A 23,785-nucleotide genomic window follows, 5' to 3' on the forward strand; every position below is an offset into this window, starting at 1 on the left:
CGTTCCGTTCCCGGATTCCGGCACGCTTCGGTCACGGAAATTGCGTGGCCTGCGGTGTCGTCGGCGCAGTAGGCTCCTGCGCTTCGGTGTCGGGCGGTCCGGGAGGTCGGTTGGCGTGGGTGCGGGACGGTTGTACACGGCCGTCGCTGCGGGGGGTTTCCGACGGTACGCGACGTATCGGGCGGCCACCGCCGCCGGGGTCTTCACCAACACGGCCTTCGGAATCATCCTCGTCTACACGTACTTGGCGCTGTGGGACGAGAAACCGCACCTCGGAGGCTATGACCAGGCGCAGGCGGTGACCTATGTGTGGCTCGGGCAGTGCCTTTACGCGACGCTCGCGATCCAGGGCGGGGGCGTGGAAAAAGACCTGATGGAGCGTATCCGCACCGGCGCGATCGCGATCGACCTGTACCGTCCGGCCGATCTTCAGATGTGGTGGCTGGCGACCGACCTGGGCCGCTCGCTGTTCCAGCTGCTGGGCCGCGGCGTGATCCCCTTCCTGGTCGGCGCGGTGTTCTTTCCGATGGCGCTGCCCACGGACGCCGGTACCTGGGCCGCCTTCCTGGTCTCGCTGCTGCTCGCGATGGTCGTCAGCTTCGGCATCCGCTACCTGGTCGCGCTGAGCGCGTTCTGGCTGCTGGACGGCATGGGCGCCAACCAGGTGATGATGATCGCGGGGATCTTCTTCTCGGGCATGACCCTGCCGCTGAACGTCTTCCCGGGCGCCCTGGGCGAGGTCGTGCGCGTACTGCCCTGGGCGGCCCAGATCCAGATGCCGGCGGACGTGCTGATGGGGGAGACCGGGGTGGCGGGGGCGTTCGCCTTCCAGGCCGGGTGGGCGGTGGCGCTGCTGGCGGCGGGGCGGCTGGTGCAGTCGGCGGCGACGCGGAGGGTGGTGGTGCAGGGTGGGTGAGCGGGTCGCGGGCAGGTGGCGCGGGGCGGGTGAGCGGGTCCGGGAGGGGCTGCGGGCGTACCGGCTGATCGCCGGGATGTGGATCCGCTCCACGATGATCTACCGCACGTCCTTCGCCCTCACGATGACCGGGAACCTGCTGGTGACCGGGCTGGACCTCGCCACGATCCTGCTGATGTTCACGCAGGTCCGCTCGCTCGGCGGCTGGTCGTTGCCCGAGGTCTGCTTCCTGTACGGCCTGTCCGCGACCGCGTTCGGCGTCGCCGACCTGGTGCTGGGCTCGATGGACGTGCTGGGCGCCCGGATCCGCGACGGTTCCTTCGACACCCTGCTGGTCCGGCCGGCCCCGGTGCTCGCCCAGATCGGCGCCGACCGTTTCGCGCTGCGCCGCCTCGGCCGGATCACCCAGGGCGCGGTGGTGCTGGGCTGGGCGCTGGTCTCCGTGGACGTCGCGTGGACACCGGCGAAGGTGCTGCTGGTCCCGCTGATCCTGGCCGGCGGCGCGGCGATCTTCTGCGCGCTGTTCGTGGCGGGCGCGGCCTTCCAGTTCCTGGCGCAGGACGCGGCGGAGGTGCAGAACGCGTTCACGTACGGCGGTACGACGCTGCTCCAGTACCCGCCGACGGTGTTCGGGAAGGACTTCGTGCGCGGGGTGACGTTCATGCTGCCGCTGGCCTTCGTCAACTGGGTGCCGGCCGCGTACGTGCTGGGGCGGCCGTATCCGCTGGCGCTGCCGTCGTGGACGGTGTGGTCGACACCGCTGGTGGCGGCGGGGTGCTGCGCACTGGCGGGCGCGGCCTGGCGGGTGGGCCTGAGGTCGTATCGAAGCACGGGGAGCTGATCCGATGACCGGGACGCAGGGAGCGAAGCCGATGCCGGACGGGGCGGACGGGGCGGACGAGGTGTTCGACGAGGTGTTCATCGAGGTCGACGGGGTCGAGAAGGTCTTCGAGGTCCGGAAGAAGACCGGCTTCCTGAAACGGGAACGCCGGCAGGTACGGGCGGTCGACTCGCTCTCCTTCACGGTGGCGCGGGGCGAGATGGTCGGCTACATCGGCCCGAACGGCGCGGGGAAGTCGACCACGATCAAGATGCTGACGGGCATCCTCACCCCGAGCGGCGGCCGGCTCCGGGTGGCCGGCATCGACCCGTCCCGCGAACGCACCCGCCTGGCCCACCGCATCGGCGTGGTCTTCGGCCAGCGCACCACACTCTGGTGGGACCTCCCCCTCATCGACTCCTACCGTCTGATGCACCGCATGTACCGCATCCCGGACGCCCGTTACGCCGAGAACCTGGACCGCCTGGTCGAACTCCTCTCCCTGGCCTCCCTCCTGGACGTCCCGGTACGACAGCTCTCCCTCGGCCAGCGGATGCGCGGCGACATCGTGGCCGCGCTCCTGCACGACCCGGACGTCCTCTATCTCGACGAGCCGACGATCGGCCTGGACGTCATCTCGAAGGCCAGGGTCCGCGACTTCCTCCGCGAACTGAACGCCGAACGCGGCACCACGGTCCTGCTCACCACCCACGACCTCCAGGACATCGAGCAGTTGTGCTCCCGCGTGATGGTCATCGACCACGGGCGGCTGATGTACGACGGTCCGCTCGCCGGCCTGCACGAGGCAGGGGAGAGCGAACGGACCCTCGTGGTCGACCTGGAGCGGGAGCTCCCGCCGATCGACGCGGGCCCGTCGGCGCGGGTGGTGAAGGTGGAGGGGCCGAGGCAGTGGCTGGCGTTCCCGGCGTCCGAGTCGGCGGCGCCGCTGGTGGCGCGGATCGCGGCGGAGTACCCGTTGGCCGACCTCTCGGTCCGGGAGCCGGACATCGAGGCGGTGATCGCGAAGATGTACGCGGACCGGGCCACCGCATAGACCCCGTAGCCCCGTGGTCCCAGGCGCCGCGAACTCGTACTCTGCACTCTATGACCGACGATGCCCCGGAGCTGCGCGCCTCCGACGCCGATCGTGAACGAGTCGCCGAGGTCCTCCGGGACGCCCTCGCGGAGGGGCGGCTCGACATGGAGGAGTTCGAGGAGCGGCTGGAGGCTACGTACCAGGCCCGTACGTACGGTGAGCTGACGCCCCTCACCAGGGACCTGCCGGCGGCGACGGCAGCACCGGCCGCCGTATCGCTCGGCAAGCCCCCCGCCGCGAGCGGGAGTTGGGGAGACCGGATCGTCGGCGGCGAGGGCACATCCTCCTGGGCGGTGGCCGTGATGTCCGGGTTCCAGCGCAAGGGGCGCTGGACGGTGCCGAGGCGCTTCAACTCCTTCGCGTTCTGGGGCGGCGGCGAGATCGACCTGCGCGAGGCGAACTTCGCGGACGGCGAGGTCGTGATCAACTGCATCGCGATCATGGGCGGGCTGAGCGTGATCGTGCCGCCGGGCGTCGAGGTCGTGATGCGCGGCATCGGCATCATGGGCGGCTTCGACGAGCGCGAGCACGACATGTCGCCGGACCCGGGCGCCCCCAGGGTGGTGGTGACGGGCTTCGCGTTCTGGGGCGGCGTCGAGGTGGCCCACAAGGTCACGAAGGCCGAGCGCCAGCGCCTCAGGGAGGAACGCCGCCAGGACCGTCTGGACCGCCGGTCCGCCCGCCACGAACTCCACACCGCCCGCCAGGACCGCACCCACCGCAGGCACGACGACCACTGAGCCCGCCAGCAGGACAGCCGACGCAAAGGGGTGCGGGGAACTGCGCGACGAGCCCCCACTGGCCCGCGGCTGCCCACTGCCCGGTCTGGTACCGCCGGGTACCGCCGTGGTGGCTGGGCGCCGTTGGGGGGAGGCCGCGGGTGTGGGGGAGCGGCGGGATTTGAACAGACCGGCGGGGCGTTTCGAGCGGCGGTGGGGCAGCCGACGCAAAGGGGCGCGGGGAACTGCGCGCCGAGCCCCCACCGGCCCGCAGGCGCCCACTGCCCGGTCCGGCACCGCCGTGTTCCGCCGTGGTGGCTGGGCGCCGTTGGGGGGAGGCCGCGGGTGTGGGGGAGCGGTGGGGTGTGAGGGACCGGCGGGGCGTTTCGAGCGGCGGTGGGGCAGCCGACGCAAAGGGGCGCGGGGAACTGCGCGCCGAGCCCCCACCGGCCTGCAGGTGCCCACTGACCGGTCTGGTACCGCCGTGGTGGCTGGGCGCCGTTGCGGCGGGGTGGGGGGAGGCCGCGGGTGTGGGGGAGCGGCGGGGCGTTTCGAGTGGCGGTGGGGGAGGTTCTTGGGTGTGCCGAGGGTGGGAACTCTTGGGTTGGGCCGGGAGTCGGTCAGGTGTAGGGACAATGGGTGCGGGATCGCCGTGAGGGTGGTGCCGGGTGCGAACGGGTGGAGTAGATGGAGGAACGTACGGAAGCGGTGGACCGGGCGGCGGCCGCCCCGTCCTACAAGTCCATGAACGCCTTCACGCCCGCCGACGAGGAGCGCCAGCGCGGCGTCCGGCGCATGAAGACCACGGCCACCGGCCTGCTGCTGCTCGTCGCCCTCGTCTACGCCCTGGCCAAGTGGGCGTCCGGCGCCGGCGCCGGCACCTGGGCGGACTACGTCGCCGCGGCCGCCGAGGCCGGCATGGTCGGCGCGCTGGCCGACTGGTTCGCGGTCACCGCCATCTTCCGGCACCCCCTCGGCGTGCCCATTCCGCACACCGCGATCATCCCCCACAAGAAGGACCAGCTCGGCGTCTCGCTCGGCGAGTTCGTCGGCGAGAACTTCCTCTCCCAGGACGTCGTACGGCAACGGCTGCGCGCCGTCGGCATCGGCAGCCGCCTCGGCGCCTGGCTCGCCGAGCCGAAGAACGCCGACCGGGTCACGGCCGAGCTCGCGACAGCGCTTCGCGGCGCGCTCACCGTGCTGCGGGACTCCGACGTCCAGGCGGTCGTCGGCGAGGCCATCACCCGCCGCGCCGACGCCCAGGAGATCGCCCCCGGCATCGGCAAGATGCTGGAGCGGGTCGTCGCCGACGGCGGCCACAAGCGCGTCGTGGACCTCGTCGTCACCCGGGCCTACGACTGGCTGGTGCTGCACGGCGACTCCGTGATGGACGCCGTCCAGGGCGGCGCCCCGGGCTGGACCCCCCGCTTCGTCGACCGCCGCGTCGGCGAGCGTGTCTACAAGGAGCTGCTCCGCTTCTGCTCCGAGATGCGGGACATGCCCTCCCACCCCGCCCGCGGCGCCCTCGACCGCTTCCTCACGGACTTCGCGAACGACCTCCAGTCCGACACCGACACCCGCGCCCGCGTCGAGCGGCTCAAGGGCGAGGTCCTGGGCCGCGGCGAGGTGCAGGACCTGATCGCGTCCGCCTGGACGGCCGTACGATCCATGATCGTCGCCGCGGCCGAGGACGAGCGCAGCGAACTGCGGCTGCGCGTCCGCGCCTCCCTGATCTCGCTGGGCGCCCGGATGGCGAACGAACCCAAGGTCCAGGACAAGGTCGACAGCTGGGTCGAGGGCGCGGCCGTGCACGTCGTGTCGACGTACCGCAAGGAGATCACCTCCCTGATCACCGACACCGTGGCCGGCTGGGACGCCGAGCACACCACCCGGAAGATCGAGGCGCACATCGGCCGCGACCTGCAGTTCATCCGGATCAATGGCACGGTGGTGGGGTCGCTGGCCGGCGTGCTGATCTTCACGGTGTCGCGAGCTCTGGGGGCGTAGACCGCGCGGGCCGGGGCACCCGAACGGGCGGCTTCGGTTCTGGACTCCCGGGCAAGGAGGCGCGCGTTGGGTACAGCTACGGACATGGGTGCGGCCGAGAACGGCGGCCGGACGGTCACCACCCGCATCCCGGCCCGCCTGGACCGGCTCCCCTGGTCCCGCTGGCACTGGACGATCGTCATCGGCCTCGGCACCGTCTGGATCCTGGACGGCCTGGAGGTCACGGTCGTCGGCAACATCGCGAGCCGCCTCTCCGAACCGGGCAGCGGCATCGCGATCTCCTCCTCCCAGGTCACCGGCACCGCCGCGGCCCTCTACGTGGCCGGCGCCTGCACCGGCGCCCTCTTCTGGGGCCGTCTGACCGACCGCTACGGCCGCAAGAAGCTCTTCATGATCACCCTGGCGGTCTACCTGGCCGCCACCGCCCTGACCTCGATCTCCTTCGCCCCTTGGTGGTTCTTCGTCTTCCGCTTCCTGACCGGCTTCGGCATCGGCGGCGAGTACGCGGCGATCAACTCGGCGATCGACGAGCTGATCCCGGCGTACTACCGGGGCCGCGTCGACCTGATCATCAACGGCAGCTTCTGGGTGGGCGCGGTGGGCGGCTCGCTGCTCTCGATCCTCGCGCTGAACACGGACTTCCTGGCGAAGGACGTCGGCTGGCGGCTGACCTTCGCGCTGGGCGTCGTCCTCGGCCTGGTCATCCTGCTGGTACGGCGCAACGTACCGGAGAGCCCGCGCTGGCTGCTGATCCACGGCAGGGAACGGGAGGCCGAGGAGATCGTCTCCTCCATCGAGACAAAGGTGCAGGAGGAGACGGGCAAGCCGCTCCCGGCACCGGAGAGCGAGCTGGTGATCCACCAGCGCGGGAGCGTCACCTTCGCCGAGATCGCCCGCACGGTCTTCCACGACTACCGGCGCCGCGCCGTCCTCGGTTTCTCCCTCTTCATCGGCCAGGCGTTCCTCTACAACGCGATCACCTTCGGCTTCGGCGCGATCCTCACCACGTTCTTCGACGTGCCGACGGGGGACACCGGCTACTACTTCGTGGTCATCGCGGTCGGCAACTTCTTCGGGCCCCTGCTCCTGGGCAAGCTCTTCGACACGGTGGGCAGGAGGGTGATGATCTCGTCGACGTACCTCCTGTCCGGCCTGCTGCTCTTCCTCACGGCCTGGCTGTTCGACCGGGGCGTGCTGACGGCGGGAACGCTGACGGCGTGCTGGTGCGCGGTCCTCTTCTTCGCCTCGGCGGGAGCGTCCAGCGCCTACCTGACCGTCTCCGAGATCTTCCCGATGGAGACGCGGGCGATGTCCATCGCGTTCTTCTACGCCCTGGGCACGGCCGCGGGCGGCATCAGCGGCCCCCTGCTCTTCGCCGACCTGACGGGGACGGGCAAGGTGGCCGACACGGTGCTGGCGTTCCAGATCGGGGCGGGCCTGATGTGCGCGGCGGGGCTGGTGGCGGCGGTGTGCGCGGTGAACGCGGAACGCCGGTCCCTGGAGGACGTCGCCCGTCCGCTGGCGGCCGCGGCGGCGGAGAAGGGCGGACCGGCGAAGGCCACCGCCTAGGAGACTCCACAGCGGCTCACCGGCTCACCGGCTCAGCGACACGGCCGTCACCGCGCTCGCCACGAAGGCGACGCCCCCGCACACGGCCACCGCCCATCCCACGCAGCGCGCCCGCAGCCTCCGGTAGCGCCGCTCGTACTCGTCCCGCAGGGACACACACCGGGCGGCGATCCGTTCGAGGTCCTGCCGGGCGCGCCGGAGGCCGTCGTCGACGTAGTGGCGTTCGACCTCGTCGCGCTGGCCCGTGGTCAGCCAGTCCATGCGCCCGGTGAACTCCCGCGCCCGCTGCTCGGCCTCCGCGACCCTGGCCCGCCACAGCAGGTAGCCCTCCACCTCGTTGCCGAGGTCTCCGCCGGCTCCTGGCGGGTGGCCGCCGCCGGTCCGACGTCCCGCCTCGGTCATGTGTGGAGCCTGTGGGCCTCCGCCTCGCTCAGGGCGAGGCCGGGGTGGTGCAGGTCGAACGCCGGAGACTCGCTGCGGATCCGCGGCAGGGTGACGAAGTTGTGCCGCGGCGGCGGGCAGGAGGTCGCCCACTCCAGCGAACGGCCGTAGCCCCACGGGTCGTCGACGCCGACCGGCTTGCCGTACCTGGCCGTCTTCCACACGTTGTAGAGGAACGGCAGCATCGACAGGCCGAGCAGGAACGAGGCGATCGACGAGACCGTGTTCAGGGTGGTGAAGCCGTCGGCCGCCAGGTAGTCGGCGTACCGCCGGGGCATGCCCTCGGCACCGAGCCAGTGCTGGACCAGGAAGGTGCCGTGGAAGCCGACGAACAGCGTCCAGAAGGTGATCTTGCCGAGCCGCTCGTCGAGCATCTTGCCGGTCATCTTCGGCCACCAGAAGTGGAATCCGGCGAACATCGCGAAGACGACCGTACCGAAGACCACGTAGTGGAAGTGCGCCACCACGAAGTACGAGTCGGAGACATGGAAGTCCATCGGCGGCGAGGCCAGGATGACACCGGTCAGACCGCCGAAGAGGAACGTCACGAGGAAGCCGGTCGCCCACAGCATCGGTGTCTCGAACGAGACCGATCCCTTCCACATGGTGCCGATCCAGTTGAAGAACTTCACACCGGTCGGCACCGCGATCAGGAAGGTCATGAAGGAGAAGAACGGCAGCAGCACACCACCGGTGACGTACATGTGGTGCGCCCACACCGTCACGGACAGACCGGCGATCGAGATGGTCGCGGCCACCAGACCCATGTAGCCGAAGACCGGCTTGCGGGAGAAGACCGGGATGACCTCGGTCACGATGCCGAAGAACGGCAGCGCGATGATGTACACCTCCGGGTGGCCGAAGAACCAGAACAGGTGCTGCCAGAGCAGCGACCCGCCGTTCGCCGCGTCGAACACGTGCGCCCCGAACTTCCGGTCCACCTCAAGGGCGAACAGCGCCGCGGCGAGCACGGGGAACGCGAAGAGGACGAGCACGGCGGTCAGCAGCACGTTCCACACGAAGATCGGCATCCGGAACATCGTCATGCCGGGGGCCCGCATGCAGATGATCGTGGTGATGAAGTTGACCGCGCCGAGGATGGTGCCGAAGCCGGAGAAGGCCAGACCCATGATCCACATGTCGGCGCCGAGGCCGGGCGAGCGGATCGCGTCCGAGAGCGGGGAGTAGGCGAACCAGCCGAAGTCGGCCGCGCCCTGCGGGGTGAGGAAGCCGCCGACCGCGATGGTCGAGCCGAACAGGTAGAGCCAGTAGGCGAACATGTTCAGCCGCGGGAACGCGACGTCGGGCGCGCCGATCTGCAGCGGCATGATCCAGTTCGTGAACCCGGCGAACAGCGGCGTCGCGAACATCAGCAGCATCACCGTGCCGTGCATCGTGAACGCCTGGTTGTACTGCTCCTTCGAGATGATCTGCAGACCGGGGCGAGCGAGCTCGGCGCGCATCAGCAGCGCCATCACGCCACCGATCAGGAAGAACGCGAACGACGTCGCCAGGTACAGCGTGCCGATCGTCTTGTGGTCGGTGGTGGTCAACCACTTCACCACGACGTCGCCGGGCTGCCGGCCCCGCAGCGGCACCTCGCTGTCGTAGTGGGGGACGGCCGAGGGCTCGGGCTCGTTGAGAACGGTCACCGGTGTGTGTCTCCAGACGCTCCATGGCGTGATCCTCCGGCCATCCTGTCGTCTGCCGCCCAGGACAGAAGCCCCCAAGCCCCCCACATACGGCCGAACGAGCACCCAGGCCCCACGGGTGGAGCAAACGAACCCCCCCCGAAGGGGTACGGTGCCGGCACAGCCCGCTCCGGCCGGTCAGCCCCCCGTCAGGGCCGCGGCGAACTGCGCGACCAGCCCCAACGGCGCCGCGACCGAACGGTGGCCCCGCGGGCCGGACCGCGGGGTTCGGCCCTGTCCGCTCCGACCGGGCAGTGCCCCGTCTCAGGGGCGCGGGGAACTGCGCGACCAGCCCGCACGCACCCGCACCCGCACCCGATCGACCGCGTACCGCCGCCTCCCCTGCGCTTGCCCGGTCCCACGTGAACGGCGTTGTTGATCGCCCCGAGCCCGGCGCCGTGCTCGAAGCAGTCGACCCCGCGAGCGACCTGCGCACGGTCGTCGCACCATGGTCCTGCGGCTGATCTGTCGAGTCACGTGCATGCCCCGGGAGACGGACCGGCCCGCCCCCCGATAACAGAAACCCGGCCCCCGGTACGCCGTCCCCGCACGGCGCTCAGGCGCCGGTCGTCGACCCCGGCCGCACGATCATCAGCACCGTGACGACGGCCCACAGCAGATTGAACACCCCGGTGAACATGGCCAGTTGGACGGTCGCCTGCCGCGTACCACCGCCCGCGCCGGACGACTCCACCAGCGCGCTCTGCCGGGGCAGTACGAGTGCCGCGAGGACGGCCGCCGCGAGTGCGGTGAGCGCGATCGACGTGATCAGCCAGGCGCTGCCCAGCACGTGCATGTTGCTCGCCGTGGCGAACCCGAACACGGGGACGGCGACGCCGACGACGGCGTACACCCGGCATATCCGGTGCAGCAGCTGGACGGTCTCGGCGGCCCGGACGTCGTCGGGCGCCTCGATGGCGCGGCGGGCGGCCGGCGGGAACATGCTGGCGGCGACGGTGACGGGACCGATCGCGACGATCGCCGCGAGGACATGGACGGCGAGGAGGAACTTGGTCACGGCGACGACCGTAGGCGGCGGGATGATCGCGTAGAACCGGCGATACTGCCACCCTTCGACGGATTCTCGCCAGGCACGGGCTGCCGGCATGCGGGAACCCGGCCCGCGCTTGGCGACAACCCGTCGAACGGCTACGTTCCTGCCATGCACACCGTCGCCGTACTCGTCCTGGACCAGGTCATCCCGTCCGACTTCACCGTGCCGATCGACACCTTCGGCTGGGCCCGGCTGCCCGACGGCCGGGACGCCTACCGGGTGCGGGTGTGCGGGCCCGCGGACGAGGTGACCGCGGCGGGCGGCGCGTTCACGGTGAAGGCGCCGTACGGGCTGGACGCGCTGGCCGAGGCGGACACGATCATCGTGCCGGGCGTCGCGGACCCCGCCGCCACGCTGCCGCCCGAGGTCGCCGAGGCCCTGCACGCGGCGGCGGCGAACGGCACGCGGATCGCGTCGGTCTGCGTCGGGGCGTTCGTCCTCGCGGCCACCGGCCTGCTCGACGGCCTGCGCGCCACCACGCACTGGGCGGCGGCCGACGCCCTGGCCGCGCTGCACCCGGGCGTCGACGTCGACCCGAACGTCCTGTACGTCGACAACGGCCAGTTCCTGACCTCGGCGGGCGCGGCCGCGGCGATGGACATGTGCCTGCACATGGTCCGCAAGGACTACGGCTCGGCGGTCGCCGCGCACACCGCCCGGATGTCGGTCATGCCGCTGGAACGGGAGGGCGGCCAGGCCCAGTTCATCGTCCACGACCAGCCGCCGGCCCCGGCAGGCGCCACCCTGGAGCCGCTCCTGGCCTGGCTGGAGGACCACTGCGACCGGGACCTCACCCTGGACGAGGTCGCGGCCCAGGCCGGCATGAGCACCCGTACCCTCAACCGCCGCTTCCGCGACCAGACCGGCACGACCCCGCTGCAGTGGCTGCACCGGGCCCGGGTGCGCAGGGCCCAGCACCTGCTGGAGACCACCGCCCACCCCGTCGAACGCATCGCCACCCAGTCGGGCTTCGGCTCCCCGACGGCCTTCCGCGAACGCTTCAGGAGGGTGGTCGGCACCAGCCCGCAGGCCTACCGCCGTGCGTTCCGCGGTGCGGACGTCTAGCGCCGGGCTCAGGCCCGCCGGTCCGCCACGGCCCAGGACGCCAGTGCCACCGCACCCGCCACCCCGAGCACCGACGGCCAGGCGCCGACCTTCTTGGCCAGCGGATGCGACCCGGCGAACGCGGCGACGTACGCGGCGGACAGCGCCCCGGCCGCCTTCCCGCCCGCCCGCTGCCGCCACTGCTGCGCGGCGGCGGCTCCGGCGACGGCGAGCACGGCCCCGCCCAGCGGCCGCTGCTTCGTCCACCGGGCCACGCCGTAGCCCCCGACGAGCCCACCCGCGGCGATCACCGAACTGGGAACCCTGGCCATGCCGTCTCCTTCTCCTGCCGCCTTCTGCCTGATCTTCCCGAGGCTAACGCGGCGACGGCCGCAGCGCCCCCGAGGGGGCGTGGGGCACCCCGGCCGAAGGCTGGGGGAGAACCGGCGCGACCAGCCCCCCCACCCACCTCACCCGGACTACGGCCGCCACTTCGCGCTGAGCGCGATCGCACGGAGCTGCTTCATGGTCAGGGCCGGGGCGGTCCGGGTCGCGGCGGTCTGCTGGGAGCCGGAGTTGAAGGCGCTGATCACCACGCGGAAGCCGTCGGTGCGCATGGTGTCGACGGTCCACATGACGACCCCCGCGCCGCCCTTCTCACCTGGCTCCTTCCGCTCGGCGACCCTGGTCCCGTCGGGAAGGGTCTCGGACCCGGCTCCGAACAGCTCTTTCGCGACGTCGGACATGTCCGGCTGCACGTTGACCTGGACGAGACTGCGCCCCTTGCCGTCGTCGACCACGACATAGCTGAACTCGCTGTCGTCCTCGCTCCCGTGCGCCACCACCTTCAGCCCCTTGGGGACGAGCGAGGTGAGGGTCTTCAGGACCGGCCTGCCGTCCCCCTGCGCCACGGGCGGCTCCTGGGTCTGCCGCGGGTCCTCCGGAATGGCGTCGACGACCCCGCGCCACTCCGTCGCGGCCGCCAGCTTCATCAACTGGTCCGCGGACAGCGGCGGTTCGGGCCGGCTGATCGGCGCGTCCTTCTCGGCGGCGGCGTTCCACTCGCTGACGGACACGTGATGGCCGTCCGGGGTGACGAGGTTCGCCGTCCAGAGCTTGGTGTCCACCCGCCGGTCGGGATACTCGTACCCCTTGACGACGGTGACGACGGACGCGTCGGGCAGATGGCGGGTGACGCAACCGTCGTACGGCGTGTAGACCTTGTCCGGGCACTGCACGGCCTGCCGGGCGTCGGACCCGCCCGGCAGCACCCGGTTCACGGCGACGCTGACGGCGCCGGGGCCGTGCCCGTCGTCGAACACGACCTGCGCGTACGGCGCCACGAGCGGCTCGCTCGCGTCGACGCCCCGCCCCTGCGCCTTGCCGGACTTCCCCTCGGGCAGCAGCTTCTCCAGCATGCTGATCATGTCGTCCGAGGTGACGGCGCGGGCGGTGGGGGAGGCGGCGGGGCGTGGGGTGGTGCTCACGGCGGCGGGAGGCTGTCCGGACGGCGACCCGCTCCGGGGAACCAGCAGCGCCCCGCCGACCCCGGCGAGCGCGACCCCGGCCGCCCCGCCCAGCACGGTCGCCCGCCGCCGCAGCCACAGCCGCCGCCCCCGCACCGTACCGCCGGCCGCGAGCGCGCCCCGGTCGGCCTCGAAGGTGTCGCCGGCGTCGTGCAGGGCGGCGGCGAGCCGCACCTCGAAGGCGCGCTCACCACTGCTGTCACTGTCGTTGTACTGCCGCTCCACGGGCATGACGAACCACCGTCTCCACAAGGTCGATGCAGGTTGATACGGGTTGATGAGGGTCGATGAAGGTCGATGAGGGTCGATGAGGGTCGATGAGGGTTGCTGCGGGTTGCTGCCGGGCCGATGCGGGTCGATGTCAGGGGCGGGCGTACTCGGCGAGGTCCTCGCCCAGCAGCTCGCGCAGCCGCCCGAGGGCGCGCACGCACCGCGTACGGACCGCGGCCGAGCTCATGTTGAGCGCGTCGGCGGTCTCGTGCACCGACCGGTCCTCCCAGTACCGCAGGACGACCACGGCCCGGTCCTTGGCCGGCAGCCGCGCCAGCGCGTCGAGCAGGGTCAGCCGCAGCGAGGGGTCGGCGCCGCCGGGATCGGCACCGGTGTCGGCCAGTTCGGGGAACGAGTCCCTGGCCCGCTCCCTGCTGCTGAACCGCCGCCGGTGGGCGAGGAAGGTCCGGGTGAGGACGGTCTGCGCGTACCCGGCGGGGTTCTCGGCGCGGGAGACCCGGCCCCAGCGGACGTAGATCCGTCCGAGGGCCTCCTGCACCAGGTCCTCCGCGAGATGGGTGTCCCCGGCGGTGAGCAGACAGGCGGACCGGTACAGATGCCCGGCCCGCGCCGCGGCGAACACGGCGTAGTCCTCCCCAGCCCTCTGACTCATCCGCAAGCTCCCCCGTCCCCGGCTCCGGCGCCCTGCCGTTCCACCTCATTGATGCGGTGGGCCGGGGTAAATGTTTCAAAGGATTCTCAGGGCAGGTTCACCGGAGTGAGTCGAGCCAGCCGGCGAGACGGGCGCCCTCGCGGGTCATGACACCCGGGTCGCGCAGGGCGTTGGCCAGGAGCGACATGCCCTGGTAGCCGGAGACCAGGGTGACGGCCAGGTCGTCCGGGTCGTCCGCGCCAGAGAGCCGCAGCTCGCGGAACTGGCGCGCCGCCCAGTCCAGCAGCCGCCGGATCACCGCGCCGGCCTCGGTGTCGAGGGTGCCGTCGGCACGCTTGCCGAGCTCGGCGGCCAGGGTGCCGGTGGGGCACCCGTACCGGGCGGCGACGTCACGCTGCTCGACCCAGGCCTCGACCAGCGCCTTGAGCCGGTCGCGCGGGTCGGGCAACCGGTCGAGGCGGGCGGTGAGTTCGTCGAGGTGCGCGGTGTGTTCGCCGAGCGCGGCCCGGACCAGTTCGTCCTTGGTCTTGAAGTAGTAGTAGACGTTCCCGACCGGGACGTCGGCCTCGCGCGCGATGTCCGCGAGGGTGGTGCGCTCGACGCCCTGCTCGTGCAGGACCTGGGCGGCCGCCGCCATCAGCCGCTGCCGCTTCTGCGACGCCCGTACCCGCCGGTCCACTGAGTTGGTCACCCAACTAACTATAGACAACAGGGGAGTCGGCCGTGCTAGCGTCAACGCCAGCCGTCTAAGTCAGTCAGCTAACTAACTTCGGCTGACCAACTGACAGGGGGAACTGATGATCACAGTGACGGGCGCGACCGGCACCATCGGCCGGACGCTGGTGGACCTGCTGACCGAGGCGGGCGAGGAGGTGGTGGCGGTGTCCCGCCGCCCCCCGCGTTCCTCGCCCCCCGCCCCCGGCGTCCCCGGTGTCCGGTGGGCCGAGGGTCATGCCGGGGACGCCGCGAGCATGCGGGCGCCGCTGACCGGGGCGGCGGCCCTGTTCATCGTGCTGGGCGGCGAACTCAACGCCTTCGGCGAGGACCCGCGGCTGCTGCTCCGGGCTGCCGCGGACGCCGGCGTCGAACGGGTCGTCCTGGTCTCCTCCCAGGTCAGCGCGACCCGCCCGGAGGCTCCCTCGCATGCCCGCCTGCGCGAGTTCGAGGCGGCGGTACGCGCGTCGGGCCTCGACTCCACGATCCTGCGCCCCAGCGGCTTCGCCTCCAACGCCCTCGCCTGGGCCGACACGATCCGCACCAAGCGCACGGTCTTCGCCCCCTTCGCCGACGTGGCCCTCCCGGTCGTCGACCCGGCGGACATCGCGGCGGTGGCGGCGAAGGCGCTCCGGGCGGACGGCATCCGCGGCGCGGGCGGCGCGGACGGTACGGGCGGCCACGGGGGCCGCGTCTACGAACTGACCGGCCCGGAACCGCTCAGCCCCCGTCAGCAGGCGGCGGCCATCTCCGCGGCGCTGGGCGAGGAGGTGACGTTCGTCGAGCTCTCGCGCGAGGAGGCCCACGCGGCCATGGCCCGCTTCATGCCGGAGGAGGCGGTCGCGGGCACGCTGGACGTCCTCGGCGCACCGCTTCCCGCGGAGTCGAGGGTCAGCGCGGACGTGGCGACCGTGCTGGGCCGCCCGGCGGGCGGGTTCGCGGGGTGGGTCGGACGCAACCTGCCGGCGTTCCGGTAGGCGGGCGGGTGGAAGGTGCCCTGGCCGTACGGGACTCCGTGTGCCCGGGACACCTTCCGCTCACCGTGTCCGCCCACCGTCTCCACCCACCGCGCCCACCCCCTCGGCGGACTCACCCGCTCACAGCGCGGCCCGCACCGCCTCGACGAGCGCCGACGCCCGCGTGTCCTCCGCGCCCTCGACGATGCTGTTCATGACGTACCCGAAGGCGATGCCGTGCTCGGGGTCGGCGAAGCCCAGCGAGCCGCCGCGCCCGGGGTGCCCGAAGGCGCGGGGACCGGTGAGCGGGTTGGTCTCGACGGGCAGCATGTACCCGGAGGCGTACCGGACCGGGAACATGATGACCTTGTCCACTCCGCCGGCCTGCTCCGCGGTCGCCGACGCGAGCGTCTCGGGACTGAACAGCCGTACCCCGTCCACCTCCCCGATCAGCGCCGCGTACATCCGGGCGAGGCTCCGCGCGGTGCCGATCCCGTTGGAGGCGGGCAGCTCCGCGGCCTGCACCTCGGCCGAGTTGAAGTCGATCTCGGCGGGGTCGGTGACGGCGAACGCCCGGTTGCTCAGCGACTCGGGATCCTGCAGCGCGGCGACGAACTCCCGCGCCTCCGGCGGCACGAGGTCCAGCGGTACGGTGCTGAGATCGACGTCCGGCTTCGGGTACACCATCCGGCTGACCCGCCCGCGCTCGGCTTCCGGCAGCCCGATGAAGAAGTCGAGGCCCAGCGGCCCGGCGACCTCCTCCGCGAAGAACCGCCCCGGGGTGCGCCCGGAGACCCGCCGTACGACCTCCCCGACCAGCCACCCGAAGGTCCGCCCGTGGTAACCGTGCGCGGTCCCCGGCTCCCACTCCGGCCGCTGCGCGGCGAGCGCGTCTGCCAGCGGCTGCCAGCGCAACGCGTCCGCCAGCGGCACGGGCGGCTGCACCGTGACCACTCCGGCCCGGTGCGACAGCAACCACCGCACCGGGATCTCCGCCTTCCCGGCCGCCCCGAACTCCGGCCAGTAGTCGGCCACCGGGGCGTCGAGGTCCAACTCCCCGCGCTGCGCCAGCAGATGGGCCACGGTGGCGGTGGCCCCCTTGGTCGCGGAGTACACCAGCTGCAGGGTGTCCCGCTCCCACTCCCGCCCGGTCTCCGGATCCGCCACCCCGCCCCACAGATCCACCACCGGCCGCCCGTCCCGGTACACGCACACGGCGGCCCCCACATCCCCCCGCTCCTCGAAGTTGGCGCGGAACGCCTCCCGCACACCGTCGAACCCGTCGGCCACTTCCCCGTGGATGGTCGTCATGCCCTCATCCTGCACCGAGTTCGGTCCGTACGGTCCGGGAATGATCGTCGTCAATTACAAGTTGACGACGAGCGGTCGTCAATTTAAAGTTGACGCATGAGCCCACTCGACATCAGTCTTGCCGACCTGATCGCCCGACTCGACGAGGAACTCCCCGAAGCGGGCGAACTGGCCCGCGTCAGCGAGGCGCGCTTGCGCGCCCAGACCCTGTCCGACCTCGGTGACCAGCTCATCGACCACTACGTCAGCAAGGCCAAGCAGAGCGGCGCGTCCTGGACCGAGATCGGCGACGCCATCGGGGTCTCCAAGCAGGCCGCCCAGCAACGCCACACGCCCGCCGCGTTCGAGCGGTTCACCAACCTGAACCGGCACGGCATCGTGCTCGCCCAGGAGGCCGCCCGCACGCACCGGCACGACTCCATCGGCACCGAACACCTCCTGCTCGGCCTGCTCGGCGAACCGCGCGGCCTGGCGTACGAGGTGCTGGTCGCGAAGGCCGGGTCGGAACAACGCGTCCGCGACGCGATCCAGGAAGCGCTGCCGCCGGCCGGCGAGAAGACGCTGCGCGGTCACATTCCGTTCCGGGAGGAGAGCAAGGAGGCCATCGGCCAGGCCCGCCGCGCGTCCGCCGACCTCGGCCACGACTGGGTCGGCACGGAACACACCCTCCTCGGCCTGATCCGCGTCCCGGACAGCACGGCGGCCCGGGTCCTCCGCGACCTCGGCTTCACGCCGGAGGACCTGCACGAGACCGTCACGACCGAGATCGCCAGGCGGCGCGCCGCACGCGACGACCTCTGACGCACACGAAAGGTGCCCGGGAGGCCGTAGCCTCCCGGGCACCACGTGAGCGTGCGGGCGCCGGTGCGCGTCCGGCGGACCGTCAGCCGTCCGTCGCCGTGACGTCCGAGGCGTACACCAGGGCGACCCGGTGGTTGTACTGGACGGTGTACATCGCCTTGGCGCCGGTCACGACCGTACCGCTGGACGGGAAGAAGTCGTCCGTGAGGGACGGCGCCGTCGTGGCCACGTACGCCTGACCGGCCGGGACGGTGTACATGCTCAGCGGGGCCTGCGTCGACGGAGACAGCCCGGCCGGGTACTCGGAGGCGTCCGGGTAGCTGGAGCCGTACACCGCCACCGGCGCGTCGCCGGCCGCAGAGATCACCTTCACCCCGTGGGCGGGCGCGGTGTTGCAGCCGTGCGGGTTGTAGAACCACACCTTCGAGCCGCTGTACCAGATCGCGGTCCAGTCACCGTCCCGATCGGCGACCACGAACTGCTGTCCCGCCGCGGCCATGGCGCCCCAGTCGTTGATCCGGTCGGTGCCGGCCGCGCCCGGGTGCAGCGCCTGGTCCCCGAACAGCGGTGCCGTGTCACTGGGCGCGGTGCGCAGGTACACGAAGTCCGACGGCTGCTGCGTCTCGGTGCACGCGGTGGTGGCACCGGTCGGGTCGTCGGAGGGGCAGATCTGCACGGTCTGCAGGTTCGTCTCGAACCGGGGGGCGATGGTCACCACCGAGCCGACGGGCCCGACACCGTGCCGCCCGGTGCGCACCCCGAGCAGACTCATCAGCCGGTTCCAGTCCCAGGACGGGCCCGGGTCCCAGTGCATGCCGGACACGAGGGACGACTTCGGCCCGGCGACGTTGTCGTGGCCGATGATGTGCTGCCGGTCCAGAGGTATGTCGAACCGCGCGGCCAGGTACTTGACCAGCTCGGCCGTGGCCTCGTACTGCGCCTCGGTGTACCAGGTGGCACCGTGCGCGGCGTAGCCCTCGTGCTCGATGCCGATCGAGTGCATGTTGGTGGAGTAGTTGCCCGCGTGGAAGGCGAGGTCCTTCGTCGGCACCATCTGCGTCACCGCGCCGTCCGAGGACCGCATGACGTAGTGCGCGGCGGACCCGCCCGGCTGCGTGAAGAGGTTGACGGCCGCGTCGTACGACGTCTCGGTGTCGTGGATGACGATGCTGTCGATCCGGATGCCGTTGGCGGGCCGGTTGGAGACCTGCCCGTTGGACGGCGACGCCGGCACGAACGTACAGGCGACGGTGGCCGGGCACTCGGTACCGGTGTCCGCCGCGGACTTCAGCCCCAACGAGGCCAACTGGCCCCTGGCCGGGTCGACATCGCTGTCGGCCGCCAGCCTCACGTGCTCACCGTCGGCCGTGGTACGGCTGACGCCCTTCTCGATGGTGGCGAACACGCGCCCGGCGAAGGCAGCGGCGCCCTGCCGCTCACCGGCCTGGCTGTAACGGGCCACCGCCCCGTACCAGTTGCCGGGCTCCGCCGACCCGGAACCGGCAACCGCCTCCTGGTAGGAGGCGAGCAGCGCCGCACCCCCACGGATGTTGGCCGCGGGATCGCTGCGCAACTCCTCCGCCGACAGCCCGGTCAGCTTCGCCGCGGCCTGCACGGTGTGCAGGGCAGGAGCGGCGGCGAGCTTCGCCACGTCCCCACGCCCCGCCGCCCCCGCGTCGCCCCCGGCCATCATCGCCGGAGTCACGTCCGTGAGGTGCATCGGCCCGAACCCGCCGTCGGTGCTGTGCTGCCCGGCGTGCGTGTCCCACGCCGACTCCTGGTACGCCACCGCCAGCAGCACCTGCCGCGGCACGTGATACGCGTCGGCGGCGGCCGCGAACTCCTGCTGCAGCGTGGTCCCGCTGTCCGCGGTCCCGCCGTCGGCCAGCGCCTGCACCGGCACAGCCGCCCCACCCGCAACCGCGAGCGCGGCAACGGCGGTCAGCAGAACCGGCCGACGACGCTTCGACGCGGCGTCCCCGCGTCTGGAATTGCTTGAGCTCATGAAAAAGTCCCCGAACCTCGGAGGATCAGATGGCGGACTGGAGGATGCGCACGACGGGCCATCGGTTCACATCCCGCGACCCGGTACGCGCCCGGCCCCGCGCCCTACGCGGAGCCCCGTCCGTCGACGCCTGGAAGTGGATGATCCCCCTGTGCAAGAAGGGGAGTCAACTCAACCTCTTCAAACGGCACTTGAACGCGCCGAGGAGACCCCCACACAACGACGGCCACCACCGGCCACACGGACGCGGCAACCGAGAAAAGCTGCGGAAGCCTGCCCGAGAAGTCTCTGGAAAGGGCCGGTCACACGTCCGACCTGCGCAACACCCATGACTCCCGGACCGGTTCCAGAAGGGCACGCGGAAGACGTACATTCCCTGCGTGATCAAGTGAAGGCAGGCGGGCACTGCGCCCCGGTCGAGCGAGAGAAGGCAGCCGCGTGAACGAGACCCCGAGCCCCGGCAGTGGTCGCAGCGGCGTGGAACTGCAGATCGAGAGGATCATCGTCGCCTCCCTCGAACAGGCCACGGTCAATGTGCGCTGCCTGCGGGGCCCGGTCCGTCGTGGTGCCCGCTTCCACCGCCTCAGCGGCTCAGCACAGCCACTCGACCTGACAATGACAGAGGCCCTCGTCTTCAGGCACCGAGTACCGGCCCTCGACACCGGCCTCACTGCCTTCGTGACGCTCCGGGGGAAGGGCGTCCAGCACCTCGTGTCGGGAACCCTGGCCGCTGGATGGCAGATCATCCAGGGCACCAACCCGCAGCCTTGACCCGATCAGCCCCTCACCTGCCCCCGGCCAACGGCCCCCTGCGGCCCACCCAAGGGCCGTCCAACGCAGGCCCCACCCCACCCGTCCCGGCCGCCCGCTCGCTTCTTCCCCGTGCTGCAGTGAGCCGAGTCAAGGGTCGGCCGAAGGCCGATCGGCGCCAGCCGACGCGGACGCGGAGCGCAGCGGAGCGGGAGCGCCCTTGACTCGGCTCACGGAAGCACGACACTGCCGAAGAAGCGGGCGGCTGGGGGCACCTTGCAGCCGACGGTTCGGCAGGCGACCCCGATACCGGGACCTACCTCAGAACCAGTTCAAGCCCCCCGGCAACTCAAGGCCGGGCACCCTCGCGTGGACCAGCCTCTGTTCCCTCCCGGACACCCGCAGCCGGAACGACTCCGGCCCCGGGTACCCGGCAGAGTCGAACGCGTCGACGACCTCCTCAACGCGCTCCCACAACCGCACCGCCCCGCCCTCCCGCACCTCCCACCCACCGTCGCACGGGGTGAGCGACGCGGCAGAACCATGGACGACGTCGACCAGGTGGACGACCTTCCCCACGGTGGTCATCTGAGCGTGAGGCAAGGCGCATTGGGCGAGGAAGCGCAGATGAAAGGCCTCCGGATCGACGGCCGTGATCCGCTCCGGCCCGTACCGTGCCACCCTGCCCTTCTCCGGCAGCCCAGCGGCCCAGTGGGCCGGGTTCCCGAAGGCCGGAGCGGCGTGCGCCCGGACCGACATGAAGGAGACGGTGCCCGGCAGCAGCGGCCCCTCCGCCGTACCGTCCTCACCGACCGTGAGAAGGGCACGCGCATAGCCGTACAACCAGCCCGACAGCGTGAGCAGGATCTTCCCGCCCGGCCGGGTCTGCGCGACAAGCGCGCCGGGCACGGAACGGAAGGAACAGGCGGCCACGATCCGATCGAAGCGTGCCTCGGGCCAGTAGCCGTACCGCCCGTCCGCCACAGCCAGGGTCGGCGTGTAGCCACAGCCGTACAGGGCGTCGGCCGCCACCGCCAACCGGTCGGGATCGACGTCGATGCTGGTGACGTCGGCGGACCCGAGGCGCTCGCAGGCCAGCGCGGTGGAGTAGCCGCTGCCGGTGCCGATCTCCAACACCGTGTGCCCTTCGCCCACCTCGGCATCGGCCCACATCCGCAGGACGAGCGACGGCACGGTCGAGGACGAGGTGGGCGCCCCGCCGTGCCGCACCTCGGGCGCGCTCCAGTCCGGCTCCCGGTCGTCGAACTGGGTGATCAGCGTGGCGTCGGAGTACGCGGCGGCCAGCCACCGGTCGTGGTCGATTTCGGCGGTGACGGGCTCCCACACCACCAGCCCGTTGACGTCGGTCTCGCCGGCCGTCAGGTAGAAGCCCGGGACGAACCGATGCCTGGGCACCGCTTCCACCGCCGCCAACCAGCGAGAATCGCCCGCGGCCCCGTCCCGCGCGAGCCCCTTGGCCATCTCCCGCCGAAGCAGAACCGCGTTGCTCTCAGGTCCGTTTGATGTCGTCACGTTCTTCACCTTCCTCTCTGTTCAGGATCTCGGCGAACGCGTCCGCGATGACCGGGGCGTCCGGAAGCCAGCCCCACTGCCCGTTCGGATTGCACTCGATCGCCCACCAGTCCTCCGCAGCCGTCCCGTCGCCGGTGAGTGCGAAGTCGAAGCAACCGAAGACCAGCCCGAACGAGGCCAAGTAGCCGTGCAGAGCGACCCGAACGGACTCGGGTACGACGACCGGGGTGTGGACGAGACGGTCCCAGTCACCCCGCCGCCAGTCCAGCGCAGCGTCCGGAGCAGCGATTCGCTGGGCGAACACCCGACGCCCGACCACGGTGACCCGTACATCCCCGCTCTTCGGAATCTCGGCCTGAAAAAGATGCGCGGTCACCACGACGGAGTCGTCCAGCGAACCGGGTTCGATGCGCTGTGCCCAGATCGCACCGGCGCGCCCGTCGTCGCCCTCCGGCAGTCCACGGAACGACTTGTAGACGACGCGCTCGTGCTCGGCCGCGAACTGCCGTGCCTCCGCCACGTCATTCGTGACCAGGGTTGCCGGAATCCGCAGACCGAGAGCGGCGAACCTCTGGAGCTGTGCGGGCTTGAAGTCGGCGCGGGCCACGGCAGCCGGATGGTTCACGTACAACGCACCCCGCAGACCGTGGAGCACACCCCCGAGCCCATGACGTGCCTCGGCGACGGCGAACTCCCGGGCCTGGCGCGGCAACTGCCGAAAGCGCGCGGTGTACGGGGTCGGCCGGCGGCAGTAGACGGCCGTCACGGCCTCCAGATCCACCTCCCTGCTCGCGGTACGCAACCGCCCGCCCCACGTGGAGCCGCCGCCCTGCCCGAGCCGGAACCCGAAGACGAGATCCGGCCCGACATCCCCAGGATCTACGCGTACGACGGCCGTGCCACGCTCGTTCAAGGCCTCGATGACCAGGTCCGCGGTGACGTCCTCCAACGCGGTGAGCACCAGAACAACGGATGCCACCGCTCAGTCCGACTCGTAGTCGGTCGTGTTGTCGTCCTGGGTCTGAGGCTGGGGCTGCTGCCCGTCCCCTCCACCGGAGACCGACGCCGTACCCGTCGTCTTCGATGTCCCGTGCTTCCCCATCTCGACCACCCCGCCGGAGGCGTCCTTGTACACGGCGGTCTGCGAGGCGTCATCCAGCGCCACGGACACGTACGACGGAGCCCCGACCGGCAGCCGATCGGTCACCAACCGCATGGCCCAGGGAGCCTGAACGGCCGTAGTCGTCATGTGATTGCTCACCGTTCCTTTCGAGATTCTTGTGAAGGAGGACCGGCCGTTTGTTATGGGCCTGGCGGGCAAGAGACGGCAGTCTCCTCACCGCACGTCCATCTGCTGGGTGAGCCTTTGCCGACCCAAGGCGACGAGGGATCGGACAGCGGCTGGGCGGCAGAGATCTCCGTCGTGTCGCGGTGCTACGACCCAGTAGGTGCCGGGGGGTTGACGACGGTCGATCCGGGGGACCCCCAGATACGAGCCTTCACCTAGGCACGGCGCGTCTTGGCATTGACCCACCTGCTCGACTACGCCAGCACCCCAGTTGATGAGGGCGTAGTACGTGGCTCCGACGGTCCTGCGGTCGTGAATGACGGGGCCCCGCAATCGCCTCCTCAGGACCTGCGCGACCTGGTCGGGCTCGTCGCATGCGACGGCCGCATGTACAAGGCGGCCAGGGATCCGAACCGAGGAGAACAACTTCCCAAGCGGGAGCAGCGCCACCCCGTTGTTTGACCACTCCTCATGCGCTTTCTGTGGCATGGGATGTGCCCTGGCCAACCACTCAGCGATCAGTCTGTCGACTGCTTGCGTCTCCATCTCCTCTGGCCTCCAAAGGGACTTCTCGCCGGGCGGGTGCGCGGCAGAAACGGCAATGTCGGGTGCTTACAGGCCACGACGCTATGGACGCGGTGTACCGCCCGGCCAGTGATGT

Annotated in this window: 22 protein-coding genes; 10 read left to right on the forward strand and 12 right to left on the reverse strand. The window is 71.3% G+C overall.

Annotated features, from left to right (window positions below; translation table 11 throughout):
- Positions 1-115: 115 nt before the first annotated feature.
- From ACZ63F_RS22710 to ACZ63F_RS22735, 6 genes are all read left to right on the forward strand, one after another.
- Positions 116-916, forward strand: coding sequence for an ABC transporter permease (locus ACZ63F_RS22710; protein ID WP_469713254.1), 801 nt, complete (start codon positions 116-118; stop codon positions 914-916).
- Positions 917-992: 76 nt separating this feature from the next.
- Positions 993-1,757, forward strand: coding sequence for an ABC transporter permease (locus tag ACZ63F_RS22715; protein ID WP_351958298.1), 765 nt, complete (start codon positions 993-995; stop codon positions 1,755-1,757).
- A 31-nt stretch (positions 1,758-1,788) separates the two neighbouring features.
- Entirely contained in the window at positions 1,789-2,790 is a 1,002-nt protein-coding gene (locus tag ACZ63F_RS22720; RefSeq protein ID WP_469713564.1) for an ABC transporter ATP-binding protein, read from the forward strand.
- A 50-nt stretch (positions 2,791-2,840) separates the two neighbouring features.
- Positions 2,841-3,572: a DUF1707 SHOCT-like domain-containing protein gene (locus tag ACZ63F_RS22725; RefSeq protein WP_469713256.1), complete on the forward strand. Its 732-nt coding sequence runs from the start codon at positions 2,841-2,843 to the stop codon at positions 3,570-3,572.
- Between the two features lie 723 nt (positions 3,573-4,295).
- Positions 4,296-5,558 carry a DUF445 domain-containing protein gene (locus tag ACZ63F_RS22730; RefSeq protein WP_469713566.1) on the forward strand — a complete coding sequence of 421 codons (1,263 nt, stop codon included), beginning with the start codon at positions 4,296-4,298 and terminating at the stop codon, positions 5,556-5,558.
- A gap of 84 nt (positions 5,559-5,642) precedes the next feature.
- A complete protein-coding gene (locus ACZ63F_RS22735) occupies positions 5,643-7,127 on the forward strand; it encodes an MFS transporter (protein WP_469713567.1) in 1,485 nt (494 codons plus the stop codon).
- Positions 7,128-7,151: 24 nt separating this feature from the next.
- Here ACZ63F_RS22735 and ACZ63F_RS22740 read toward each other — a convergent pair whose 3' ends face one another.
- From ACZ63F_RS22740 to ACZ63F_RS22750, 3 genes are all read right to left on the reverse strand, one after another.
- The gene (locus ACZ63F_RS22740; protein WP_469713257.1) at positions 7,152-7,529 is read right to left on the reverse strand and encodes a cytochrome C oxidase subunit I; all 378 of its coding nucleotides are present in this window, start codon (positions 7,527-7,529) and stop codon (positions 7,152-7,154) included.
- Positions 7,526-9,220 (reverse strand): aa3-type cytochrome oxidase subunit I, encoded by a 1,695-nt coding sequence (ctaD, locus tag ACZ63F_RS22745; RefSeq protein WP_469713258.1) that lies wholly within the window; start codon positions 9,218-9,220, stop codon positions 7,526-7,528. The genes ACZ63F_RS22740 and ctaD overlap by 4 nt, the downstream gene beginning before the upstream one ends.
- 595 nt (positions 9,221-9,815) lie before the next feature.
- Positions 9,816-10,277 carry a hypothetical protein gene (locus ACZ63F_RS22750; protein ID WP_469713259.1) on the reverse strand — a complete coding sequence of 154 codons (462 nt, stop codon included), beginning with the start codon at positions 10,275-10,277 and terminating at the stop codon, positions 9,816-9,818.
- Between the two features lie 144 nt (positions 10,278-10,421).
- On the opposite strand from ACZ63F_RS22750, the gene ACZ63F_RS22755 reads away from it, so the two are divergent.
- Positions 10,422-11,378, forward strand: coding sequence for a GlxA family transcriptional regulator (locus ACZ63F_RS22755; RefSeq protein ID WP_469713261.1), 957 nt, complete (start codon positions 10,422-10,424; stop codon positions 11,376-11,378).
- An 8-nt stretch (positions 11,379-11,386) separates the two neighbouring features.
- Here the strand turns inward: ACZ63F_RS22755 and ACZ63F_RS22760 are convergent, their stop codons facing one another.
- The 4 genes from ACZ63F_RS22760 to ACZ63F_RS22775 form a co-directional block, all read right to left on the reverse strand.
- Complete coding sequence (locus ACZ63F_RS22760; protein WP_382722215.1) at positions 11,387-11,689, reverse strand: hypothetical protein; 303 nt, start codon at positions 11,687-11,689, stop codon at positions 11,387-11,389.
- A 147-nt stretch (positions 11,690-11,836) separates the two neighbouring features.
- The gene (locus tag ACZ63F_RS22765; protein WP_469713263.1) at positions 11,837-13,114 is read right to left on the reverse strand and encodes a hypothetical protein; all 1,278 of its coding nucleotides are present in this window, start codon (positions 13,112-13,114) and stop codon (positions 11,837-11,839) included.
- A 130-nt stretch (positions 13,115-13,244) separates the two neighbouring features.
- Positions 13,245-13,766: a SigE family RNA polymerase sigma factor gene (locus tag ACZ63F_RS22770; RefSeq protein WP_469713265.1), complete on the reverse strand. Its 522-nt coding sequence runs from the start codon at positions 13,764-13,766 to the stop codon at positions 13,245-13,247.
- A gap of 97 nt (positions 13,767-13,863) precedes the next feature.
- On the reverse strand, positions 13,864-14,403 hold the full coding sequence (locus ACZ63F_RS22775) for a TetR/AcrR family transcriptional regulator (protein ID WP_469713568.1): 540 nt from the start codon (positions 14,401-14,403) through the stop codon (positions 13,864-13,866).
- A 160-nt stretch (positions 14,404-14,563) separates the two neighbouring features.
- Here ACZ63F_RS22775 and ACZ63F_RS22780 point away from each other — a divergent pair, with 160 nt between their 5' ends.
- Positions 14,564-15,457, forward strand: coding sequence for an SDR family oxidoreductase (locus ACZ63F_RS22780; protein ID WP_469713268.1), 894 nt, complete (start codon positions 14,564-14,566; stop codon positions 15,455-15,457).
- A 120-nt stretch (positions 15,458-15,577) separates the two neighbouring features.
- On the opposite strand, the gene ACZ63F_RS22785 is transcribed toward ACZ63F_RS22780, so the two are convergent.
- On the reverse strand, positions 15,578-16,747 hold the full coding sequence (locus ACZ63F_RS22785) for a serine hydrolase domain-containing protein (RefSeq protein ID WP_469713269.1): 1,170 nt from the start codon (positions 16,745-16,747) through the stop codon (positions 15,578-15,580).
- 96 nt (positions 16,748-16,843) lie between these two features.
- On the opposite strand from ACZ63F_RS22785, the gene ACZ63F_RS22790 reads away from it, so the two are divergent.
- On the forward strand, positions 16,844-17,548 hold the full coding sequence (locus ACZ63F_RS22790; protein WP_469713270.1) for a Clp protease N-terminal domain-containing protein: 705 nt from the start codon (positions 16,844-16,846) through the stop codon (positions 17,546-17,548).
- 82 nt (positions 17,549-17,630) lie between these two features.
- Here ACZ63F_RS22790 and ACZ63F_RS22795 read toward each other — a convergent pair whose 3' ends face one another.
- Entirely contained in the window at positions 17,631-19,553 is a 1,923-nt protein-coding gene (locus tag ACZ63F_RS22795) for an N-acetylmuramoyl-L-alanine amidase (protein ID WP_469713271.1), read from the reverse strand.
- 438 nt (positions 19,554-19,991) lie between these two features.
- Here ACZ63F_RS22795 and ACZ63F_RS22800 point away from each other — a divergent pair, with 438 nt between their 5' ends.
- Positions 19,992-20,324, forward strand: a complete 333-nt coding sequence (locus tag ACZ63F_RS22800; protein ID WP_469713272.1) for a hypothetical protein — start codon at positions 19,992-19,994, stop codon at positions 20,322-20,324.
- Positions 20,325-20,624: 300 nt separating this feature from the next.
- Here the strand turns inward: ACZ63F_RS22800 and tgmC are convergent, their stop codons facing one another.
- The 3 genes from tgmC to tgmA are packed head-to-tail and all read right to left on the reverse strand — an operon-like array spanning position 20,625 to position 23,085.
- A complete protein-coding gene (tgmC, locus tag ACZ63F_RS22805; RefSeq protein WP_469713569.1) occupies positions 20,625-21,785 on the reverse strand; it encodes an ATP-grasp peptide maturase system methyltransferase in 1,161 nt (386 codons plus the stop codon).
- 28 nt (positions 21,786-21,813) lie between these two features.
- A complete protein-coding gene (tgmB, locus tag ACZ63F_RS22810) occupies positions 21,814-22,815 on the reverse strand; it encodes an ATP-grasp ribosomal peptide maturase (RefSeq protein WP_469713273.1) in 1,002 nt (333 codons plus the stop codon).
- 3 nt (positions 22,816-22,818) lie between these two features.
- The gene (gene tgmA, locus ACZ63F_RS22815) at positions 22,819-23,085 is read right to left on the reverse strand and encodes a putative ATP-grasp-modified RiPP (RefSeq protein ID WP_469713274.1); all 267 of its coding nucleotides are present in this window, start codon (positions 23,083-23,085) and stop codon (positions 22,819-22,821) included.
- Positions 23,086-23,785 lie beyond the last annotated feature (700 nt).

Source organism: Streptomyces sp. NPDC104761 (genome assembly GCF_055583445.1).